Below are 20,465 nucleotides of genomic sequence, written 5' to 3'. Positions count from 1 at the left end.
GTTTTCTACAGTAACCCCCGCAAGGCGTCCATTGTTTATCGGACGCGGAGGGTCCCCTGGTTCTGTTAATAGTTGGATGATTGTTTTCTGGTCATCAGTATTTCCTGCAGCTTCCTTTTGGCCCGGCTGTACTGGGACTTGGAAGTTGCTTCGGTAACACCGAGAATTTCACCTATTTCCTTGTGGTCGTATCCCTCCAGCATGTAAAGAGAGAATACGATGCGATATCCGTCCGGTAGTTCCATCATTGCACTTTTGACGGCTTCTACACTCAGGCCAATGACCACCGGGGTCACGGCCGGTTGCGGCGAATGATCGTGACGTTCTACGTCCAGTTCTTCGAGCGGCAGTCGGCGTTTTTTCAGAAAGTTGATGCAGTTATTGATCACGATCCGCTTGATCCAGGCTCCGATGGAGGACTGAAAACGGAAAGAATCCAACTTGGTAAAAATATCAACGAATGAATTCTGTAATAAGTCTTCGGCATCCGTTTCATTTTTCACCATCCGCAGGCATACATTGTACATAGCTTTACCGTACAATCGATACAGCTCGAATTGCGCCTGGCGGTCTCCTTTCTTACACGCCTCTACGATTTCTCGATGGGTGCTGGCGTAGTCCAATTTGATTACAGCGGGTTGCTTAGAGCCGGCTGTCAGCATGGCTCGACTATTTAATTTAACAGTAGGGTGATTATCGGTCGGACCGAAAGTGTCAAAAAAGGTGCTTATGACTACTTTGCTAGCTAGTGAGCTTTTTACATACTCCAGTGTGCTTTTAGTCTGAACCGAACTGCAAAAATAATGACAAGGGCCAATTTAAAAGGTTGCACCGATCGGTAAAAAAAAGGTCGACGGTATAGGTATGGTTTTCGACGGGCGAAATTCCCCCGCTTATAAGTCGATATTTTGCTGGAAATACAGGCGGCGGTTGGTCATATCAAAAGCCGTCAGCTGATTGAGTCCCTGCACCCGGAAAACGCAGCCACTGTCGAGGATCAGCGCGGACATATCGTCCATCTTTTCGTACATGCTGAGTATCTCATCCACCCGGGTCGGAGTATGGCCGTGCAGAATGATCCGCCTGCCTACCCATTCCTTATTGACCGATTCGTACCAGTGCCTTTCCCAGATCATGGCGTGCTGGTCTTCCAGGGGATCCGGAATGCTGAAATTAAATCCGGCGTGTACGAGCCAATAGTCTTCCACCCGGTGGCAGGAGGGGAGGGAAAGGATAAATTCCAGATGTTCCGGTGGGATATCCTTCGGGTGGCGGCAGTTGTAAGAGGCGAGTGTTTCCGCCAGTCCGGGATAAAGATAGAGCGGGCGCCCGGGAGGGGATAAGCTGAGTTCGAAAAACATCTGCTCGTGGTTGCCGAGCAGGCAGGTCAGTTGGTAGCCATCTGCTTTCAGCTTGAGAATGGTATCGATCACTCCTTTACTGTCCGGGCCGCGATCAATGTAGTCGCCAAGCAGGAACAATTCGTCCTCCCGGGAGAGCGCGACCTTGTCCAGGAGAGCCCGAAAGGTTTTATGGCATCCGTGAATATCAGTAATGGCAATCTGGCGCATAGTTTTGAATAGCTTTGGGTTGAGAAGCGGCGAGCCGCAAATATCCGTAATTTTCGGGACTGGATGAGCAATTTGGTGGGGTGGAAGCCGGAGCATTCGGAGTCAAGGATCATCTCCTCTATTCTATCATCCCATTTCCTTTCATTCACTCAAATAAAGCTGTAAAAACATCAGGTCCAGCCATTGGCCGAATTTGAAACCTACTTCCCGAAAATGAGCGACCGGTTCAAAGCCCATTTTCTGATGGAACAGGAAACTACCCTGATTTTGCGTATCAACTCCCGCGATCATAATGTGCATTCCCTGGGCTCTGGCCAGACGGATCAGTTCTTCCAGTAGCTTCTGCCCGATACCGAGATGATGGTGATCCCGGTGCACGTATACCGAATGTTCCACGGTGAATCGGTACCCTATCTTATTGCGGAACGGCCCGTAACTGCCAAAGCCGACCAGAATACCATCGCGTTCGGCTACGATCACCGGCATATCGGCGGCCTGTTGCCTGGTCAGCCAGGCTTGCCGGTCGGCCAGACTTTCCGGCTCGTAACTGTAGTTAGTCGTGGTAGTCAGGATAATGTGATTGACGATGTCCAGGATAGCCGGAAGATCGTCCGGCCCGGCCGGTCGGATGTTAAGATGCATGCGAACAGGATTTAAGCGGATCTTTTTTGCAGGAATATGGCCAGGGCGGGAATGAAATTACACATTTAAGTACCCGACAAAAATAACTATTGATCACAATACTTTATCCAGGCAATTGCAGAAAGGTGAAAAAGTTACGCCAAATGCCCGGTAATCTGACTTTCCCCATCGAACTCATTTTTTGAAAATTACTGACATAGGGCTGTCAGCGACTGCTACTTTCTTTGTGGAAAAAGCATGGAAAAACTTGATCTGAAAAAGCGGTACGCTCCCTACTATTCGGCGGCGCGGCAACCGGAGATCCGCCAGATTGAAGCGGCCCGCTACATCAGCATTACCGGTCAGGGAGACCCCGACGGACCGGAATACGCCGCTAAAGTACAGGCCCTGTTCACTGTCGCCTATTCTCTCAAATTCGCGTTCAAGCAGGAAGGACAGGATTTTGTAGTACCCAGGCTCGAAGGTTGTTGGTGGTTCGATGAGGATGCTTACGGTTCGGTCACCATGGAGGAAGCGCCCACCCGAATCCCCCGTAGTGAATGGCACTGGCGCATGATGATCCGGATGCCGGAATTTGTCCACGCTGCGGCCTTAACCGTAGCCATTGATGAGGTCATCCGGAAAAAAGCCCTGGAAACGGCCCGGTCAATAGCGTGGCTGGAAACTCCACCGGAAAAAGTAGTCCAGATGCTGCACGTCGGCCCCTTTGAGCGCGAACCGGAAAGTCTGCGCATCCTGCAGCAATTCATCGAGCAAAGAGGATTTAAAAAAGCGGGATTGCACCACGAAATTTACCTGTCAGACATCCGGCGGGCGGCACCGGAATCCTGGAGGACCATACTGCGGGAACCGGTTTCCTGAGCGCAAGGGAACGCTCGAGTGACGGATTTTTTATAATTTAAACCAGACATTGGCCACAATGGTAATTAACCCATAGATCCAACGCATGGACCAGGAAAGAAAACGCATGCAAAATGTCCGCTTTCGCAACATCGCTGAAATGCTGGCCTACCTTCCGGAAGATCAGCAACTGATCACAGAACGCCTGCAGGGCCTGATCTGGGAAACAGTACCGGGCGTAAAGGAAAAACTCTCCTACAACGTTCCCTTCTACGCTCTCCGAAAGAATATCTGTTTCATCTGGCCCGGTGCGGTGCCCTGGGGCAGCACTACCAAAGCCGGGGTCATGCTAGGATTCAGTTACGGTCATTTGCTGCACGATGCCAGTGATTACCTGGAAAAGGGTAACCGGAAGCACGTTTACACCAAGACATTTCTGCAGGAGGCGGATATTGAGGACGAGATCATTCGGCATTTTTTGCTCGAATCGATGGAAATTGACGAGATGTTGTATCGGGAAAAACATCAGCATCGCAGGAGCCGAAAGAAAAACAAATGAGCAATAAATCATTTCATCGCACCCTTCCACAGAAGCGGATGGGATCCGGAGCGCTGTTTCTGAACGAAAAACAGGAAATATTGTTGGTCAAACCCAGTTATAAACCAGGCTGGGAGATACCCGGCGGGATTGTTGAAAAGCTGGAGTCTCCACTTAATGCCTGTCGGAGAGAGGTCTGGGAAGAGATCGGTATAGAGCCGGCTGTACTCCGTCTATTATGTGTAGATTATCTATCGGAAAATGACACTAGAACGGAGGGCCTGATGTTTATCTTTTACGGTGGTACCTTGAACCCGCAGGCTATCCGGCAAATCCGGATCGATGGGGAGGAGATCATCAATTTTGCTTTTGTCCCAGCGGACGGTATTTCGGAAAAAACTTCAAAGATCCTCGGCCGAAGGATCCTCAAATGTATCGAGGCTTTCAAAAAGGGGGATACGCTTTATCTGGAAGATCAGGAGTAGCCGATCGCTTTGATCTCTGGCGATTTATATTTAAATTGCAATACGCTCTGATTTTTACATTTTCGGTACATTCCCGGCGTAATAGTGAATACCGATAACTCCCGGATACTGTACCCCATAAGTTTTATGATATGAAAAAAAATGCTCTGCTCTTTGGTGCTCTTCTTTTTGTATTTCCTATGCTCGGTCAGGTAGCAAAATTACAGGTTGGCGATCCGCTGGGACTCACCGAGATCCAAACCCGGCAAGGGACCCCTTATTCTCTGGATGATGTTAAAGACAAAGTGATCGTAATGAATTTCTGGATGATCGGGTGTAAAGGTTGCCTGCTCGAACAGCCCTACCTGAATGAATTAGCCGGAAAATACCGTGACCGGGAAGATATCGTCTTTTGGTCCGTCACGCCGAACCAGTGGAAGGATATGAGTGACTACCTGCGTAAACATCCGATCACCTGGGAGATCAAGGACGGAGTCGATTTTAGCGGGATCAGCGGCGATAAGACTTTCGAAATAAAATGTATGCCGACCACTCTGGTGATCGATAAACAACGTAACATCCGATATTTTAAATGTGACCTTCTCATGAGTGATGAAGAGGGAGGCAATGACTTTATGGCCCTGCTGGATAGTGCTCTGGCGGAATGAGAGCTACATTTTTAATTACCGGCGAACGTTTGCAATTACGCCCGCTGGAGTTGGAGGATGCACCTGATCTATACCACTACGCCCGGGACCCCGAGGTCGCCCGGCATACGGCCTGGACTGCTCACCAGGACGAAACGGAAAGTCGGGATTTTATCCATCATGTTCTGAGTCGGCACAGCGAGGAACCGGGAAGTATTCATCTGGTGTGGGGCATCCACCCGAAAGCGCAAACCGGAATGATCGGGACGGTAAGTTTTGTGCAGGACTCCCCATCGGAAGCCCATATCGATTATGCACTGAGCCGCGAACACTGGGGAAAGGGTTACGTCACCGAAGTGGTCCGGCGGGTGGTCGACTGGGCTTTTCGTGAACTCCCGGACCTGAAACGGATCAATTCCGGTTGTCTCAGCCGCAATATCGGTTCCGTCAAAGTGCTGCAAAAGTCCGGTTTCTCCGTCACGGAGCGCTACGAAAGTCGCAGAGGTGGCAAATTCGGCGGTGCCCTCCTGGAAACTACCCTCTTTAGTCTGGAGCGAACGGATTTTCTGGAATAAGCAGAAATTAGCGCGTGGATATGCGGGAAACTGTAAAAGCAAATATTTTAATTAATCTAAATTGCGATGCAACTAAAGGGTATAAAGTAGAGGGTTGAAGGATTACCTATCGTTAAAATGGAGCAAAATCGCTCATTTTAACGGTTGCAGTCTCTCTACGCTTTACCATCTACTCTCTACAATTCAAGTATCGAAACTTGAATTAATTAGCGGCCAGCTTTTGCGAAATCAAAAAAAATCCACGCGTATGGAGATCCAAATTCAGGTCACCACTCCCGATAAGGAGATAGCCCAGGCCATAGCCCACGATCTGGTGGCTAACCGGCTGGCCGCCTGTGTGCAGCTTATCGGGCCGATCACCAGCACCTACTGGTGGGAAGGGAAGATCGAGTCCGGCGAAGAGTGCCTGCTGCTGATCAAAACCACTCAGGACCGGTATCCGGAGGTGGAACAAACTATACTCGAATTGCACCCCTACGAAGTGCCGGAGATCATCGCTACGGAGATCCGCTTCGGACTGGCACCTTACCGGGAATGGATCCGTTCGGAAACCGGAGCTTAGTACAGGCGCACTTCGACTTTGATGGTATGGGGAGTCTGATTTTCCACTCTGAAATTTTGTACCTGCTTCGAATCGTATTCCAGGTAATAAACATCTCCTTCCTCCCGCAACCAGTAATATCCCTGTTCCGTTCCGTAATCGATTACCAGTTTGTCCGTTTCCCGGGGTTTGGAATGGATCCGCAGTACGGCGATTCGGTCAGTGGGCAAGTCCAGTTTTTGCAAAGCGGGGATCAGTTCGGGGAAACTCAGATCATCGAGCTGAATGAACGGCGCTAAGGTGTCGAAATGCTCCGCCCAGAATTCCTGAATGACCGGCCACTCGTTGCGGGGCGTGGGGCCGATCAGGGCGCGCTCCACAAACTCGTCTACCACCAGGTCGACCTGCTTGCGCCGGATCAGATCGGCGTGGAAATCCTGAAAACCCCAAAGGAAAGTACTCTCCGAAAAATGTTCCGCAAAAAGCGGTTCAAAATCTTTCAGATAAGAATCGTGATCGAAAACTACCCGGGCTAGACTGGTATCGGCCTGGGTGAATACCTGGGTATTAATGGAAACACCGGCGCTTTCGGCTTTTTCTTCGCGAGACTGAGTTCGGGTCGAAACTGGCACCGGATAGTCTACTTTTTCTCTGCGGTCACTGATTGCTAATGCCATGCGGTTCAGGTCTCCGTTGCGCTGCATGGAATCCCGAATGTAGAGTTCCGTGCGGCTCAGGGGAGTGGTGGCATAGGGCGGCGGTAAGCGCTGCATTAGCGCCCGGTAGCCCCAATAGGCTCCCGTTGCATTCCAGTGGGTATCGGTCGGGTAATAGAGCAGACCCTGTGATTTGCGGTTCCGGATACTGTCCGTCAGGTCAATAATCGTGATATCCGGCAGGTCTGCGATCAGTTGATCCAGGCTGCGGGATCGGGTGGGGGAGTGGAAGCGTTCCGGCAGGTATTCCGGGTATATGCTCGCCTTATTCGGGGCGATGGCCAGTACGTAGTCTATCCCGTATTTATGGGCCCAAAAATTCCGCTGCCGGATGTTCAGGCACCAGGATCTCAATTCGAGGGGCGTGTAGCGGTAGATCCTCAGCGACTGGTGGAGGACCTTGCGACCGTCCTCTTCCTGTAGAAACAACCAGTCGTCCTGCCCGATCAGGACCTTGGACGTGATACCGGTTTTCAAAAACTTGTGTTTCAGGTAGGCCAGCCCGTGCAAAGACCAGTGCTGGTCCCGACTAAGGGTGCGGCTAAGTTCCGCCTCGTAGGGCCCGCTAATTCGGGAGGGCTGGATCAGGTGGCGGAGGCTGAGCTTTTTATAGTGCCCGTCGATGACAAAATGACTCACATACAGCCAGCAACCGTAAGCCAGGCACAGGCTAAAGGCGCTAATGAAAACGATATGTATTTTTCGGTCCGTCAAAATCTAAAATAGATAAAGGGTTGATAGCTGTTCGTCAGGATCGTGGTCAGGCTCCACAAAAATAAACCCATTAGCAGACTGAGGTACAGAGCCTGCATAGATTGCCCCCTTTCGGATACCCTTTTTTGCAAATAAGGAAAAAGCGGTCCGGCAAAGGTGATCGCGAATACAAAGCTTAACAGGATCTCCCGGTCAAGATAAAGTCCAGCGTAATAAGCAGGACGACCGGCCTGCCCGATCATGGCACCCAGATACTGTATGGCCTGCGAAATATCCGCTGCCCGGAAAAACACCCAGGCGATGATCACGACAGCCAGTAAATAAAAGTGTTGGATCCAGGACGAACGGCGGCTGAGCCAGGCACCGAATGCCGTACGCTCCAGGATCAGAAAACAGCCGTGAAACAAGCCCCAGACAATGAAATTCCAACTGGCGCCGTGCCACAGGCCGCAGAGGAAGAAAACCAGCCCCAGGTTGAAAAAGGTACGGGCGGTACTCCCGTGGTTACCGCCCAGCGGGATGTAGAGATAATCCCGGAACCAGGTGGATAGCGAGATGTGCCAGCGTCGCCAAAACTCCCGGAGTGATCGTGAAATATAGGGATAATTAAAATTTTCCGGGAAGCGGAAGCCAAAGACCTGTCCCAGTCCGATAGCCATATCGGAATAGCCCGAAAAGTCGTAGTAGATCTGAACAGTATAGGCCAGAATACCCAGCCAGGCGGCCGAGGGTTCCAGTTCAGTTGCGGGTAAGGCGAATATCTGGTCGGCTACCCGGCCGAGGGTGTCGGCGATCAGCATCTTTTTGGCCAGTCCGATGATAAACCGCTGGATCCCGTTGATCCGCTCTTCTACAGAATTGGCACGTTCATCCAGTGCTTCCCGGATCTGGGTATAACGCACGATTGGGCCGGCGATCAGTTGGGGAAAAAGGGCAATGTACAGCCCCAGTTTGAAAACATCCCCCTGGGCGGGTATCTTTCGCCAGTAGACGTCCAGGACGTAAGCAATGGCCTGGAAAGTAAAAAAGGAGATCCCGATGGGCAAATGGATCGGTGCGAGATACACCAGTGGTAGTCCGATGCCGTCCAGCAGGTCATTGAGATTGTCCGTGAGAAAATTGGCGTATTTAAAAAAGGCCAGTAACCCCAGGTTGAAAACAAGCTCGGCGGTGAGCCAGTGCTTTCGCCTAAGGCGATCGTGTTGCCGGTCCATTTGCCGACTGAGCGCGAAATTTACACCGATAGAAGCCAGCATGATCAGCAGGTAAGCGCCCTCTCCCCAGGCGTAAAACAGCAAACTGGCGATCAGCAGAACCGTATTGCGCCGACCGATGGAGGCTGCCGCAAAGTACCCGATAAGGACCAGCGGTAGAAACAGAAAGAGGAATGTGGTGGAGCTGAATACCATCTATAGCGTCGATCGATAAGTAGCCTGGCGGCAAATTGATATTTCCCGCCTGCTACCTGCTAAGATGGTAAAAATTATTGGATCAGTATTTTTTCCACCAATACCTCACTGCCCCGCTCGATCCGGATGATATAATATCCCTTCCGGACGTCGGAGAGGTCGAAACTTTCTTCCCAATCGCCCCGCACGGCGTCGATGTGTTGTTCGCGAACCATTTGGCCGTGGATGGTACTGATCTGAACCTTCGCGGCAAGCCGTTCGGGATTGTTGACCCGGATGGTAAATGGTCCCTGACTGGGGTTGGGGGCAATTTTAAAAGTTCGGGGGCGGTCCGTGATCTCAACGTACGGACCGGTCACTACTTCCTGCTCCGCTTCCTTTTCCGGAATAGTGGCGCCGTCCAGTACGGCCTGCAGGGTGGTCTGCATGTCAGTGGCATTCCGGAATCCCTGGATGCGATAGGTGATCAGGCCCCGCTCGTTGATGACCACCAGCGTAGGGGAGACATTGAGGTTATTTCGATTCAGGAAGGGCGCGTTCTTCTCATCTCCGTATTCGAGGGTGATCATATTGAAGTGGTCCTCGATGAACTGGTCCAGCCCGGGGTCGGTAAAAGTTTCTTCCTCCAATCGTAGGCAATACTTACAATCACTACGGATATACAGCAATAAAACACGCTCATCTTCCAGCCAGGTCCGGACAGGTTCGGGAATGCGGTCCCTCACGGCCATGACCGACTCCTTTTCAGCACTGATCCCGATCAGCGCGGTATCTACCTGAACCACCCTAAATTCCCCGGATGCTCCCAGTCCGTAAACCGTATCGTATCTGACCTCATTTTCGGCCTGGATCACTGATGGATCAGCCGGCCGGAGGAGCAGAAGTATAGCCGCCAGCGCAACGATCCCCGCTGCTGCGAGTCCGAGCCACTTTCCCGGTCGGAATGGGGCGGGCGTGCCGGAACCGAGTTGATGATCGAGTTGGTCCCAGATCTTATCCGGAGGGGATGTTTCCAGGGCATCCAGGCGGTCTTTTATATCCGTTTCGAATTGATCTTTTTTCATGCTAACTTACTTTTTGATCCTGCAGCAGTTTTCGGAGGGCCGCTTTGGCCCGCAGATACTGCGATTTGGAAGTGCTTTCACTGATGTCCAGCTGCTCGGCGATTTCCCGGTGAGAATATCCCTCTATGGCGTAAAGGTTGAATACCGCCCGGTAACCCGGGGGCAACTGGCGCATCATCCGCAGGATGTGCTGAGTATCCATCCCCGGCGGAAGGTGGGCATCTGGTTCGTTGTCTCCCGGCCAGTCGGTCTCGGGTAAAGTGGAGATCCAGCGTTTATTACTACGCAATTGCATCAGGGCGGTGCGGACCATCACGCGGCGTATCCAGCCTTCCAGCGAATTGCCGGGGGTGAACTGGTGCAAGTCCCGGAATACCTTAAAAAATCCCTGTAGCAACATGTCTTCCGCTTCGGCCTGCTGGGTGGCATAGCGGAGACAAAGCGCGTACATTTTGCCTTTAAAGTGATCGTACATGGCCTTTTGGGCCAGTCGATCCCCCTTGATACAGGCTTTGATCAGTTTTTCAGGATCCGGAATTGACATAGCTTGTGTTGGCGTTTTGTAGAGATTAGGTGCAGCGGTCGGGCGACAGGTTGCATCCCAAGGGGAAATTTGTAATTTTTTTCCCGTTTGCCAACAGAAAAGCGGGGAAATTGGTCGATCGAAAACAGGCTGGCCAGGAGACCGGCTACCGGTATCTGCCGCGGTAGCCGGTGCAGACTCTCCGGTTAATTAAACAGCATATAGGCCAATGCGATCTGCCGGGCAATATTGTATTTTCGGAGTTTGCCTTCTTCCTGACCGTTGCTATCCAGCAACTGGCGCTTGGCGATGGGGGTGAGCCCCCGGCTCAGTCGCAGGCTCAACTGCAATCCTTTCCACTGCACGGCAGCTTCCGCGCTGACATTAATATTCCACTGGGGGGCGTTGAAATTCGGATCATTGCGGTAATCATCGTCGTCGAGCTTTGATGTCATTTTGAAAATGTGTTCGAATTCCGGGCCGGCAGCAAGCTGGATGAAGCCGAGTTTGGCTCCCAATAGTACGGGGACGTTGATGCTCTGGAAGCGCCGGGTAGTCTCCTGGTATTCCCCGCTGGGTAGTTTGCTGACGCCGTGTGAACCCTTCTCCAGGTAGAGCAGTTCCGGCTGGATGTAAAACCGTTCATTGAAATGCGTCCGGAATAACCATCCGAAATGAATCGGTTTGCGGTCGCCGGATCGCGTTTTGAAACCATCCGGAGAAAAAGTCTCCAATACCTGGGCTTTGGTGCGGCCGATCTTAAAACCGTATGCCGTCTGCGCCCGTAATGGCAGGAGCGAAAATATAAAGCAGAAAAAGCTAAACGAGACCAGCGTTTGTAATGTTTTCATGAATAAGATCTTATATATTTGGAGAATAAACGGTGGTTTGTCATGTTTGTCTCACTTGACGCTTTTCGACGGAGACACCTCTTTTCTAATGCTTCTCAAAACCACCGAAATGTCGAAAATTACCCGTACCCGTTACGTTTTAGCCGTTCAGGATCTGGATGCTTCCGTCCGGTTTTACACCCAACAATTGGGATGCAGGATCCTGTTTCAGTTTCCCGGCTGGTGTTATCTCGGCCGGGATGCCCTCGTGCTTATGCTGGGCGAATGTGCCGATGAACCACCGGCCTCCGACCTGGGAGATCACTCCTATATGGCCTACCTTGAAGTAGAGGATATCGAATCCCTCTACCGGGAATTTCAGCAAAAAGAAGTAAAGATCCGTAAGTCGCTGCGTACCGAAGACTGGGGCATGAAAGAATTTGCCATACAGACGCCGGACGGGCACCGCCTCATGTTCGGGGAGGAAGTACCGGCGAAAACCTAATCCTTGCCGGACGATAGATAGCAATCGACTACTGGAAGATCATATAGGCAATGGCGGCCTGCAGGGCCTGATTGTAATAGGTGAAAGAGCCGGCCGTAACACCGTTCACATCCGTCAGATTCCCCTTCAGGAAAGGCTTGAGACCGAGGCTGCCGCGCAGGCTCAGCTGGAAGCTATTGATCTGATAGGCGAGTTCGAGATTACCGTTGAACAGCCATTCATTCTTACCGAAAAAAGGATTCTCGGCAAATTCGCCGCCTTCACTTTTGGTATGGGCTTTTAGGAAATAAGTAATTTCCGGACCGGCTGCAATCTGAAAATTTCCGAATTGAACGCCCAGTAGCAGCGGCAGACTGATATTCCGAAAACGGACAACGGTGGTCGATTCGGCACCAGTAGCGTTCACTGATCTCCCGCGAAATCCCTTTTCAATGTAGAGTAGTTCGGGTTGGAAATAAAATCGGTCGGACAGGTACGTTCGCAGCAGGTAGCCGAAATGAGCCGAAAAACGCGGATCATTATCCGGTTTTTCCGATGCAATACTGGATTGGAATTTAACTTGGGAGTTCGAAGCGGTCAGGCCCGCTTTAAGGCCCAGGGCGGTTTGCGCCGGTAGTTGACCGCTAAAGAGGAACAACAGCAATAGGCCGGCGAACGAGTTCAGAGCAAGAGACGTTTTCATGGAAATGCTTTAGTGAGTTAGAAAGAGTGCTTTGGTAAAAAAACGGTGGACAGGGGTAAGGATTACTCTTTAACACATGTTAAAATGGCGCCCGCAATGGATGCCCATCAATCGCAGGGAAGGGCACCATGTTGAACCAGTGAACAACCGATCCATCGAATTAAACGAACTTTCAACCTATGTTTCACCCACAACGCATCGTCTGTTTAACCGAAGAGACCACCGAATGGCTATACCTCCTGGGGGCCGAAGATCGTATTGTCGGCATCAGCGCCTACACCGAACGGCCACCCCGGGCGAAACAGGAAAAGCCCGTCGTCTCCGCCTTTATCGGGGGCAGTGTGCAAAAGATCAAAGCGCTGGAACCGGACCTCATCATCGGCTTTTCCGATGTACAGGCGGATCTGGCGCGGGATCTGATCAGGGAAAACCTTCAGGTATTTATTACCAATCAGCGATCCGTAACGGATATTCTTAATCAGTTACTATTATTGGGACGCATGATCGGGGCCGGGGATCGGGCCGAAAAAATCGTGAAGGAATACCGGGAACGGATCGATAGCCTTCGTCGGGCAGCATCCGAACGAAAGGTCCGTCCGCGGGTCTATTTTGAAGAATGGGATGATCCCATGATCAGCGCCATCCATTGGGTAAGTGAGTTGATCGGGATTGCCGGTGGACAGGATATTTTTGCCGATCGGGCAAGCGGTGCGGCTTCCCGCGAACGCCATGTGCGGACGGAGGAAGTGATCGACCGGGCGCCGGATATCTATATCAGTTGCTGGTGCGGCAAACCGCTGGACCGGCAAAGTGTACTGGACCGTCCGGGCTTCGACCGGCTTCCCGCGATACAAAACGACCGGATCTACGAAATGGATCCCGCCATCATTTTACAACCGGGCCCGGCCTGTCTGACAGACGGCCTGGATGCGTTGCTCGGGATGATCAATGATTAACAGAGGTGTTGATCTGCGTACCGTGCCGGAGGGTCTGCATATTCACGCAGCAGTGCTCCGCCGTTGAGATCAGGGTTTGCACCACTTTCGGATCGGTACCCGCAACGGCCTGGATATTAACGGCACAGTTGATACTTTGAAATCCCACCGGTACTTCCCGGCTCACCATCAGCGTACCCCGGACATCCACATCGGCAGTCACCTCAACCGTCAGTTTTTCCAGTTTAACCTTCATTCTTTCGGCAATGATGCGGATGGTAGAATCCAGACAGGCCGCCAGCGCAGCACATAAAAAGTCTCCGGGGTTGGGGGCATCGTGGTAGCCGCCCACCGCCCGGTGAATGCCAAACCGGATGCCGGGGGTATCCGCTTCATTCCCGGCTTTCACCCAGCCGTTAAAGGGGTTGTCCTGTACTGCATCGGAGGTTTCGGCCCGGTCGGTGATCTGGGCTAATTCTGCCTGGGTTCGGTAGGCTTGTCGCAATGGATCCTGGCGTTCTCGTACGGAATGGGCATTGGTATTTATCATTTTTATCTCTTTTGATCAGCTAATCGGGTGGTATTAAAATACAGCCGGAAGCAAACGTCTGCTCCGTTTCTTTTCAATTTAAGGGTATTCCGGATGCGGGGCACGCCGGATTTAGTGAAAGCACGTTCCCTGTGTTTGTGATGATGGTAAAGGTTAGCGGGGGGCGCAAGATCTGGCCGGTAAGCCGAATGGAACGCTTGGTAAATAGTGGACCGTACGCCCGGGATCGCAATAGGATGGCAGCGTTTGCGGTCGATAGCCGGGATTAAATCCGATGGAATTGTCAGCTATTGGCAGTACAATGGTTTTCGACTCCGATAATTTTCAATAGATGGGTAAAAGCAGTAATTTAAAAGAGCTTATTCATCAAATTATTCAAACAAACTACTAAAACCATGATGCGCTGTCTTCTTGCACTCGCACTCCTCTCGAGTGCCCAACTACTCTATGCCACTCACAATCGAACCGGCTACATCAGCTACGAGCAAACCGGACCTTTAACCATTGAGGCGGAGATCATTACCTACACGCGGGCCAGCAGCCGGCCGGCCGACCGGGATACCCTAACGATCTGTTGGGGAGACGGGGTCTGTGAGAAAGTGATCCGGACCAATGGGGATGGGGTTCCGCCCAGCGGGGTAGAACTGGGTGATGACTTTAAGTTCAACATTTACCGGGCCGAACATACCTATGCTTCCCGCGACACTTATGTGATCTCCATGACCGATCCCAACCGAGACACCGGAATTCTGAATGTCAATCCCCCGGATTCCGAACAAATTGCATTTCATTTACAGGCAATGGTCAGACTACTGGATCCGGATACGGAGGGCATCAATACTTCTCCCCGGATACTCAACCCAACGATCGATTTGATCAATGTGGGGCAAGTCTACGCCTTTAACCCGAACGCTTATGATGTTGACGGAGATAGTATAGTCTACGAGCTGGTTGCCCCCCTGCAGGGTATTAACGAACCGGTGCCGAATTTTTCTCATCCCAACGAAATTGATTCGGGAGGTAATAACCTCTTTCAAGTTGATCCTATCACCGGACAACTGACCTGGGACACACCCAATCTTATTGGTAAATACAACATTGGTATTCTGTTCAAATCCTATCGGAACGGAGAGCTGATCGATCAGTTTATTCTCGATATGGAGCTGCTGGTGCGGGCCCAGACGACCGACACGGAAGAACTGGAGTGGGCCAGACAGAACCTACGGATCTTTCCCAACCCGGCTTTCGGCCAATCGGTTCAGGTTGAATTTAGTAATTGGCAGGAGGCGGTGCCCTACCGGATCTTTAACCCGCTGGGGCAATTTCTGCGGGAAGGCCAGCTTCGGGATCGCATCTCCCGGATTGAACTGCCCGTACAAGCCGGAGGGACCTATATCATTTCCTTCTGGAACGGCCGGAGGTGGGTGCCGCAGCGATTCCAGTTGCTGTAACTACCTACAGCGATTTCTGCCAGAATTGTAAAGATTTGGACGTCTCTTCCGGGGCGTCCAGATCTTTCCAGTCCATCGTACAGCTCATGCCTTCTACCTTCCCGAAGCCACGGCGGTGCCAAAAATCGTGTAGGGGTGTATAGGATTTCGGCCGCAGCGGATGATCATCCGGCCGGATCACCGCGCAGAAGGTAAGTCGCTCGAACCGACCCAGTTGCCGGGCCCATTTTTCCCGTTCCTCAAAAAATCGAACGCCGATGCCCTGCCCCCGATAAGAATGCCGTAGCACGGATTCTCCGTAGTAGAAGATCCGGGCCGGATCGTGACCTGCCGCCCGCCAGGGGCTTTTTATGTTTTCGGTTTCGTGTTCCAGCGGCATGCCGGTAGAAGCACCCACGATCTGGTCCTGGTCGAAGGCTACCACGATCAGGCTATCGGGCGCAGCGAAAAAGGTTTTCAGATAGGCCTCTTCGTAGGCCATATCGCCATCGTAGAGGTAGGGGAATTCCCGGAATATTTCGATGCGCAGTCGAGCCAGTGCCGGTATATACGTGTTGCCGGCTAAACCTGTAAATGCTTTGATCTGGATACTCATGGAATGATCGGCTGGTGGTGAAAGACGTAAGTTTATCGCTGCGATTTACAAATTAAGTTTTAGTTTCCGGATACTCCATTTCTTTTTTTGGCATACAGGCCGGCCGATCAGTGCCAATCGTGCCACCTACGGCACCAGATGGCCTTCATTCCGAATGATTCTCAATCATCATTCATTCTGCCGTTTTCTTTGGGACAGCAACTGTCGGATATGCGGGTCCGGAGGATGTGATCTTTTCCTTTATCGGAGTCCGGTGGGTACAAATTTTTGCCTGGGTACACTCTATTTTACCAAAAGCGGGAAACAATTTTCCGCCTATTTCATCACCCGTATTCAAATGTAAAAAAATGACCCTAAAAGACCTGTTACCCAGTATGCAGAATTCCTTTCGCACGGACCTGAACCCCGAAGAGATCCGCGAAAGATTTGAGACCGCCAGACGACTCATCGGTCGGGGCCGGATAAATGGAAGCCAGTTTTCCCTGACCCGGATCCGGAATCGTTCTGCGGCCTACCGGATCATCGGTAAACTGGAAAGCACCAGTACCGGCTACCGCATCAGCTACGACATCCGTTTGCACTTCGCTCTGCAGTTGGTATTCTTTCTGGCACTGCCCGTAAACCTTTTGATCTTCCTGCGCTATAGCGCATTGACCTTTACACTGGGATCTTTCCTAATCCAGTTCATCATGTCCATGGCGATTGCTGTGGGTAGTTCCGTTGCGATCTATTACATCTTCAAAACGGATATGGAGAAGGCAAACGATATTCTGGTGGAAGCCTTTGACGGCCAGACCAGTTCGGTTCGTACCCTGCGGTAAAAGCGCATCGCGCACCCATGGGGTTGGCCGGAAAACTAATACCGTCCAGGATGGGGAAAAGGGATCAGTGATTATTCGCCACATCTTGTTATTTTGCTAGCTCAAAACCTTTAATTCTGTATTAAAAGAGCTAGTATGAAAACATTCCGATTGTTGGTGATCTGGTCAGCTTTGCTGATCCTGCCCCCATGCGCACTGTTGGCCCAGGACGGTGAACCGCCGGCCGATAGTACCAAAACCGAAAAGAAAAAAGATAAAAAAGCCGGATTGCCGCTGGAGCCCGGCCGTACGCTCGACCTGGAAACCACCGAAGGCAGCTGGCTTTCGCTGGACGTCAGTCCGGACGGGCAAACCATTCTTTTTGATCTCCTGGGAGACATCTACAAGCTGCCCATTACCGGCGGTAAAGCCGAACGGGTCACCAAAGGCCTAGCTTACGATACCCATCCGAAATACAGTCCGGACGGTAAATACATTGTCTATACTTCCGATCAGGACGGCAACGAAAACATCTGGATCAAGGAACTGGCTACCGGAGATTCTACCCAGATCACGAAGGAAAAGACCGATTATGTGCAGTCGGCCGAATGGACGCCCGACGGGCAATACCTGATCGTTTCCCACGGTCGGCGGAATCTCAAAGTATCCATGTACCACAAAGACGGTGGCGGTGGTGTCCAGCTGATCAAAAAACCGGAGAACGCCAAATTCATCGAACCAGCATTCGGTCCGGACGGCCGTTACCTCTGGCTTTCCCAACGGAACAGCGACTGGCAGTACAACGCCCAGCTACCCCAATACCAACTCACCGTATACGACCGGGAAACCGGAGAAATGGAGCGGCAGACGAATCGCTACGGATCGGCTTTCGCACCTACCCTGTCACCGGACGGCAAATGGCTCGTCTACGGTTCCCGCTACAACACTGAAACGGGCCTCGTAAAACGTAACCTGGAGACCGGAGCCGAAGACTGGCTGGCCTATCCCGTGCAAAGAGACGAGCAGGAGTCGCGCGCCCGCCTGGGTGTTTATCCGGCGATGTCCTTCACCCCGGACAGCAAGCATCTGATCGCTTCCTACGGTGGCAAGATCTGGAAACTACCCATCGCCGGTGGCGCGGCCGTTGAGATCCCCTTTGAGGTAAAGGAAAGTCTCGATCTGGGGCCGGAGGTGCGTTTTAATTTTCCCATTTCGGATGATGCTGAAATGACCGTTACCCAGATCCGGGATGCGGTCTTGTCGCCGGACGGCAAGCAGGTGGCCTTTACGGCGCTCAACCGCCTGTACGTAATGGACTACCCGGATGGGCCGGCCCGCCGGATCACTTCCTCGGACTACACGGAAGCCATGCCGGTCTGGTCGCCCGATGGCAAAGATATTGCTTATGTAACCTGGGACGGTAATACCGGACACATCTACAAAGTAGCGGCCAGCGGCAACGGTCAACCCCAGCGACTTACCCGGGAAAACGGTACGTATTCCCAACTAGCCTGGGATCCGAATACCCGGCGGATCGCTTTCTTAATGGGCCCGGCCCGGGCGTATCAGGATGCGATCGGTCCGAATGCTTTCGGCGCTACCCAGTTCATCGCCTATATCCCCGCTGCGGGGGGCGCGGTCCAGCGGGTGGAACGGGTGGCCGGCCGGCAGAACCCACATTTTGTGCAAGGAAAAGAACGGATCTATCTGTACCATGGCTCTAAAGGGCTCGTATCCATACGCTGGGACGGGACCGACGAAAAAACGCATTTAAAAGTTGCCGGTATTACCACCTTTCCCTCTCTAAACCCGGTGGACGATCACCTGCAGGGCGGAGACGGCCTGTTTGTCGCCACCGTCACCGAACCGGCCCCCAAGCCTTCGGATGCTTCTCTGATCCTGATGGCTCCGGAAGGGGATAAGGCGATTGCCCAGATCAACAATGAGATCTACGTAGTTACCGTGCCGATGGTAGGTGGAGAAGTGCCGGAGATCAATGTCGCCAATCCGGAAAGTGCCGCTTTCCCGTCCTGGAAACTGACCGAATTCGGCGGTGAATTTCCCCAGTGGAGTGCGGATGCCAAAAGCGTACAGTGGTCACTGGGTAACGCTTTCGTTCGTTATGATCTCGAAGAAGCCAGGGCTTTCGCCGAACGCGTGAAAGCGGAAAAGAAGGCTAAAGAAAAAGAGAAAAAAGCGGAAGGGGACGACAAAGAAAAAAAGGAGGAAAAGAAAGAAGAGGAGAAAAAATACGAACCCAAAGAGATCCGGATTAAAGTACAGGTAGAACGGGATATCCCTCAGGGCAGCATCCTGCTGCAGGGTGCCCGCCTGATCACCATGAAAGGGGCGGAAGTGATCGAAAGCGGTGATATCCTTATCGAAAATAACCGGATCAAAGCGATTGGTGCGAGTGGGACGCTTGATGTCCCCGCCGGCACCACCACGCGGGATATAAGTGGTAAAACCATCGTTCCCGGCTTCGTGGATACGCACGCCCACATGTGGCCCAACTGGGGGATCCACAAAAATCAGATCTGGATCTACGCGGCTAATCTGGCTTACGGGGTTACCACCACGCGGGATCCGCAAACGGCTACCACCGATGTGCTTACCTATGGCGACATGGTAGAAGCGGGACGGATGATCGGCCCGCGGGTCTATTCCACCGGCCCCGGGGTTGGTTACTGGGCCTATCGGATCAAAGATCTTGATCACGCCAAGAAAGTACTGAAACAGTACTCCGAATACTACAATACCAAAACCATCAAGATGTACATGGCGGGCAATCGCCAGCACCGGCAATGGATCATCGAAGCGGCCAAAGAGCAGGGACTCATGCCCACTACCGAGGGCGCGCTGGATTTTAAGCTGAACATGACCCAAGTGATGGACGGCTATCCGGGCCATGAGCACGCTTTCCCGATCTATCCGCTGTATAAAGACGTACTGGATCTGATGGTAACGACCCGCACCGCCTACACGCCTACGCTCTTGGTAGCCTATGGCGGCCCCTGGGCGGAAAACTATTTCTACGCGACCGAAGATGTGCAGGGCGATACCAAACTCGCTCACTTCACGCCGAAAGCGGAGCTGGATGCCAAGTCGCGCCGTCGGCCGGGCTGGTTCATGGAAGAAGAGCACATCTTCCAGCGGCACGCGGAATTCGCCAAAGAACTGGTGGAGGCCGGAGGCATCGTCGGCGTCGGTTCGCACGGCCAGCTGCAGGGATTGGGCTACCACTGGGAACTCTGGGCGGTTCAGTCGGGCGGGATGTCCAATCACGATGCCCTGAGGACAGCCACTATTCTCGGCGCTGAAGCAATCGGTTTGCAGCAGGATCTGGGTTCTCTGGAAGCCGGTAAACTGGCCGACCTGCTGGTCCTGGATAGTAACCCGCTGGAGGATATCCGCCATACGAATACCATCCAGATGGTGATGAAAAACGGCCGCCTGTACAATGGCGATACGCTGGATGAGATGTATCCCACGCCCCGCAAAGCTCCGGATTTTGAATGGAGTAGCGGCGCGCCGATGGGTGTGCCGGGGATGAAGCGGTAATATTTATGCCTGAGTAACTATATCGCTCAAGGGCTAACATGAGTCATCCCGGATTTTATAAAAGGCGGTGTATGACCTCAGAGAGGTCGAATATTCGTAGAATTTAGCCTGGATAAGCGTTTTCCGACCTCAGGGAGGTCGCACATTTACCACATTGCTCCATGTTGTGCGACCTCCCTGAGGTCGAAATCAGCATTTCTACTATTTTTCTACGAATGTTTAACCTCTACGAGGTCATTTTTGAGTCCTAAAAAAATTCAGGATGACTCATGTTATTTTTTTGGCGGTATCCCCTTGCCGCCAAAATGAAGT

Annotated in this window: 22 protein-coding genes; 11 read left to right on the top strand and 11 right to left on the bottom strand. The window is 52.2% G+C overall.

The window, feature by feature from the left end:
* Positions 1-65: 65 nt before the first annotated feature.
* From CRP01_RS19660 to CRP01_RS19650, 3 genes are all read right to left on the bottom strand, one after another.
* Positions 66-662: an RNA polymerase sigma factor gene (locus CRP01_RS19660; RefSeq protein ID WP_099151801.1), complete on the bottom strand. Its 597-nt coding sequence runs from the start codon at positions 660-662 to the stop codon at positions 66-68.
* A gap of 231 nt (positions 663-893) precedes the next feature.
* Positions 894-1,571, bottom strand: a complete 678-nt coding sequence (locus CRP01_RS19655) for a metallophosphoesterase family protein (protein ID WP_170110456.1) — start codon at positions 1,569-1,571, stop codon at positions 894-896.
* A gap of 141 nt (positions 1,572-1,712) precedes the next feature.
* On the bottom strand, positions 1,713-2,213 hold the full coding sequence (locus CRP01_RS19650) for a GNAT family N-acetyltransferase (RefSeq protein ID WP_099151799.1): 501 nt from the start codon (positions 2,211-2,213) through the stop codon (positions 1,713-1,715).
* Between the two features lie 237 nt (positions 2,214-2,450).
* Between CRP01_RS19650 and CRP01_RS19645 the strand changes: the two genes are divergently transcribed.
* The 6 genes from CRP01_RS19645 to cutA all read left to right on the top strand — a co-directional run bounded on the left by CRP01_RS19645 (position 2,451) and on the right by cutA (position 5,839).
* A complete protein-coding gene (locus CRP01_RS19645) occupies positions 2,451-3,074 on the top strand; it encodes a GyrI-like domain-containing protein (protein WP_099151798.1) in 624 nt (207 codons plus the stop codon).
* A gap of 85 nt (positions 3,075-3,159) precedes the next feature.
* Positions 3,160-3,612: a DUF1801 domain-containing protein gene (locus CRP01_RS19640; protein ID WP_099151797.1), complete on the top strand. Its 453-nt coding sequence runs from the start codon at positions 3,160-3,162 to the stop codon at positions 3,610-3,612.
* Positions 3,609-4,076, top strand: a complete 468-nt coding sequence (locus CRP01_RS19635; protein WP_099151796.1) for an NUDIX domain-containing protein — start codon at positions 3,609-3,611, stop codon at positions 4,074-4,076. Before CRP01_RS19640 ends, CRP01_RS19635 begins: the two co-directional genes overlap by 4 nt.
* 131 nt (positions 4,077-4,207) lie before the next feature.
* Positions 4,208-4,723 (top strand): peroxiredoxin family protein, encoded by a 516-nt coding sequence (locus tag CRP01_RS19630; protein WP_099151795.1) that lies wholly within the window; start codon positions 4,208-4,210, stop codon positions 4,721-4,723.
* Entirely contained in the window at positions 4,720-5,277 is a 558-nt protein-coding gene (locus CRP01_RS19625) for a GNAT family N-acetyltransferase (protein WP_099151794.1), read from the top strand. The genes CRP01_RS19630 and CRP01_RS19625 overlap by 4 nt, the downstream gene beginning before the upstream one ends.
* Positions 5,278-5,524: 247 nt before the next feature.
* On the top strand, positions 5,525-5,839 hold the full coding sequence (gene cutA / locus CRP01_RS19620) for a divalent-cation tolerance protein CutA (RefSeq protein ID WP_099151793.1): 315 nt from the start codon (positions 5,525-5,527) through the stop codon (positions 5,837-5,839).
* On the opposite strand, the gene CRP01_RS19615 is transcribed toward cutA, so the two are convergent.
* From CRP01_RS19615 to CRP01_RS19595, 5 genes are all read right to left on the bottom strand, one after another.
* Positions 5,836-7,248: an alginate O-acetyltransferase AlgX-related protein gene (locus tag CRP01_RS19615; RefSeq protein WP_170110455.1), complete on the bottom strand. Its 1,413-nt coding sequence runs from the start codon at positions 7,246-7,248 to the stop codon at positions 5,836-5,838. The genes cutA and CRP01_RS19615 overlap by 4 nt on opposite strands.
* Complete coding sequence (locus tag CRP01_RS19610; protein ID WP_099151791.1) at positions 7,245-8,657, bottom strand: MBOAT family O-acyltransferase; 1,413 nt, start codon at positions 8,655-8,657, stop codon at positions 7,245-7,247. Before CRP01_RS19610 ends, CRP01_RS19615 begins: the two co-directional genes overlap by 4 nt.
* 74 nt (positions 8,658-8,731) lie before the next feature.
* Complete coding sequence (locus CRP01_RS19605) at positions 8,732-9,721, bottom strand: T9SS type A sorting domain-containing protein (protein ID WP_099151790.1); 990 nt, start codon at positions 9,719-9,721, stop codon at positions 8,732-8,734.
* 1 nt (position 9,722) lies between these two features.
* On the bottom strand, positions 9,723-10,265 hold the full coding sequence (locus CRP01_RS19600; protein WP_099151789.1) for an RNA polymerase sigma factor: 543 nt from the start codon (positions 10,263-10,265) through the stop codon (positions 9,723-9,725).
* A 185-nt stretch (positions 10,266-10,450) separates the two neighbouring features.
* Positions 10,451-11,095, bottom strand: coding sequence for a porin family protein (locus tag CRP01_RS19595; RefSeq protein WP_099151788.1), 645 nt, complete (start codon positions 11,093-11,095; stop codon positions 10,451-10,453).
* 109 nt (positions 11,096-11,204) lie between these two features.
* Here CRP01_RS19595 and CRP01_RS19590 point away from each other — a divergent pair, with 109 nt between their 5' ends.
* Positions 11,205-11,579 carry a bleomycin resistance protein gene (locus tag CRP01_RS19590; protein ID WP_170110454.1) on the top strand — a complete coding sequence of 125 codons (375 nt, stop codon included), beginning with the start codon at positions 11,205-11,207 and terminating at the stop codon, positions 11,577-11,579.
* A gap of 28 nt (positions 11,580-11,607) precedes the next feature.
* On the opposite strand, the gene CRP01_RS19585 is transcribed toward CRP01_RS19590, so the two are convergent.
* A complete protein-coding gene (locus CRP01_RS19585) occupies positions 11,608-12,261 on the bottom strand; it encodes a porin family protein (protein ID WP_099151786.1) in 654 nt (217 codons plus the stop codon).
* A 179-nt stretch (positions 12,262-12,440) separates the two neighbouring features.
* On the opposite strand from CRP01_RS19585, the gene CRP01_RS19580 reads away from it, so the two are divergent.
* On the top strand, positions 12,441-13,217 hold the full coding sequence (locus CRP01_RS19580; RefSeq protein WP_099151785.1) for a cobalamin-binding protein: 777 nt from the start codon (positions 12,441-12,443) through the stop codon (positions 13,215-13,217).
* Here CRP01_RS19580 and CRP01_RS19575 read toward each other — a convergent pair.
* Positions 13,207-13,746, bottom strand: a complete 540-nt coding sequence (locus tag CRP01_RS19575) for an OsmC family protein (protein WP_099151784.1) — start codon at positions 13,744-13,746, stop codon at positions 13,207-13,209. The genes CRP01_RS19580 and CRP01_RS19575 overlap by 11 nt on opposite strands.
* A 395-nt stretch (positions 13,747-14,141) precedes the next feature.
* Between CRP01_RS19575 and CRP01_RS19570 the strand changes: the two genes are divergently transcribed.
* Positions 14,142-15,197: a hypothetical protein gene (locus CRP01_RS19570; protein ID WP_099151783.1), complete on the top strand. Its 1,056-nt coding sequence runs from the start codon at positions 14,142-14,144 to the stop codon at positions 15,195-15,197.
* A gap of 4 nt (positions 15,198-15,201) precedes the next feature.
* Here CRP01_RS19570 and CRP01_RS19565 read toward each other — a convergent pair whose 3' ends face one another.
* Positions 15,202-15,792, bottom strand: coding sequence for a GNAT family N-acetyltransferase (locus tag CRP01_RS19565; RefSeq protein WP_099151782.1), 591 nt, complete (start codon positions 15,790-15,792; stop codon positions 15,202-15,204).
* A 347-nt stretch (positions 15,793-16,139) separates the two neighbouring features.
* Between CRP01_RS19565 and CRP01_RS19560 the strand changes: the two genes are divergently transcribed.
* The gene (locus CRP01_RS19560) at positions 16,140-16,613 is read left to right on the top strand and encodes a hypothetical protein (protein ID WP_099151781.1); all 474 of its coding nucleotides are present in this window, start codon (positions 16,140-16,142) and stop codon (positions 16,611-16,613) included.
* Positions 16,614-16,748: 135 nt separating this feature from the next.
* On the top strand, positions 16,749-20,153 hold the full coding sequence (locus tag CRP01_RS19555) for an amidohydrolase family protein (RefSeq protein ID WP_099151780.1): 3,405 nt from the start codon (positions 16,749-16,751) through the stop codon (positions 20,151-20,153).
* The last annotated feature ends 312 nt before the right edge of the window (positions 20,154-20,465 follow it).

This window comes from Flavilitoribacter nigricans DSM 23189 = NBRC 102662, assembly GCF_002646595.1.
Lineage (GTDB): Bacteria > Bacteroidota > Bacteroidia > Chitinophagales > Saprospiraceae > Flavilitoribacter > Flavilitoribacter nigricans.
Note: the sequence above shows the minus strand (reverse complement) of the source record. Positions and strands in the feature narration are given on the sequence as shown.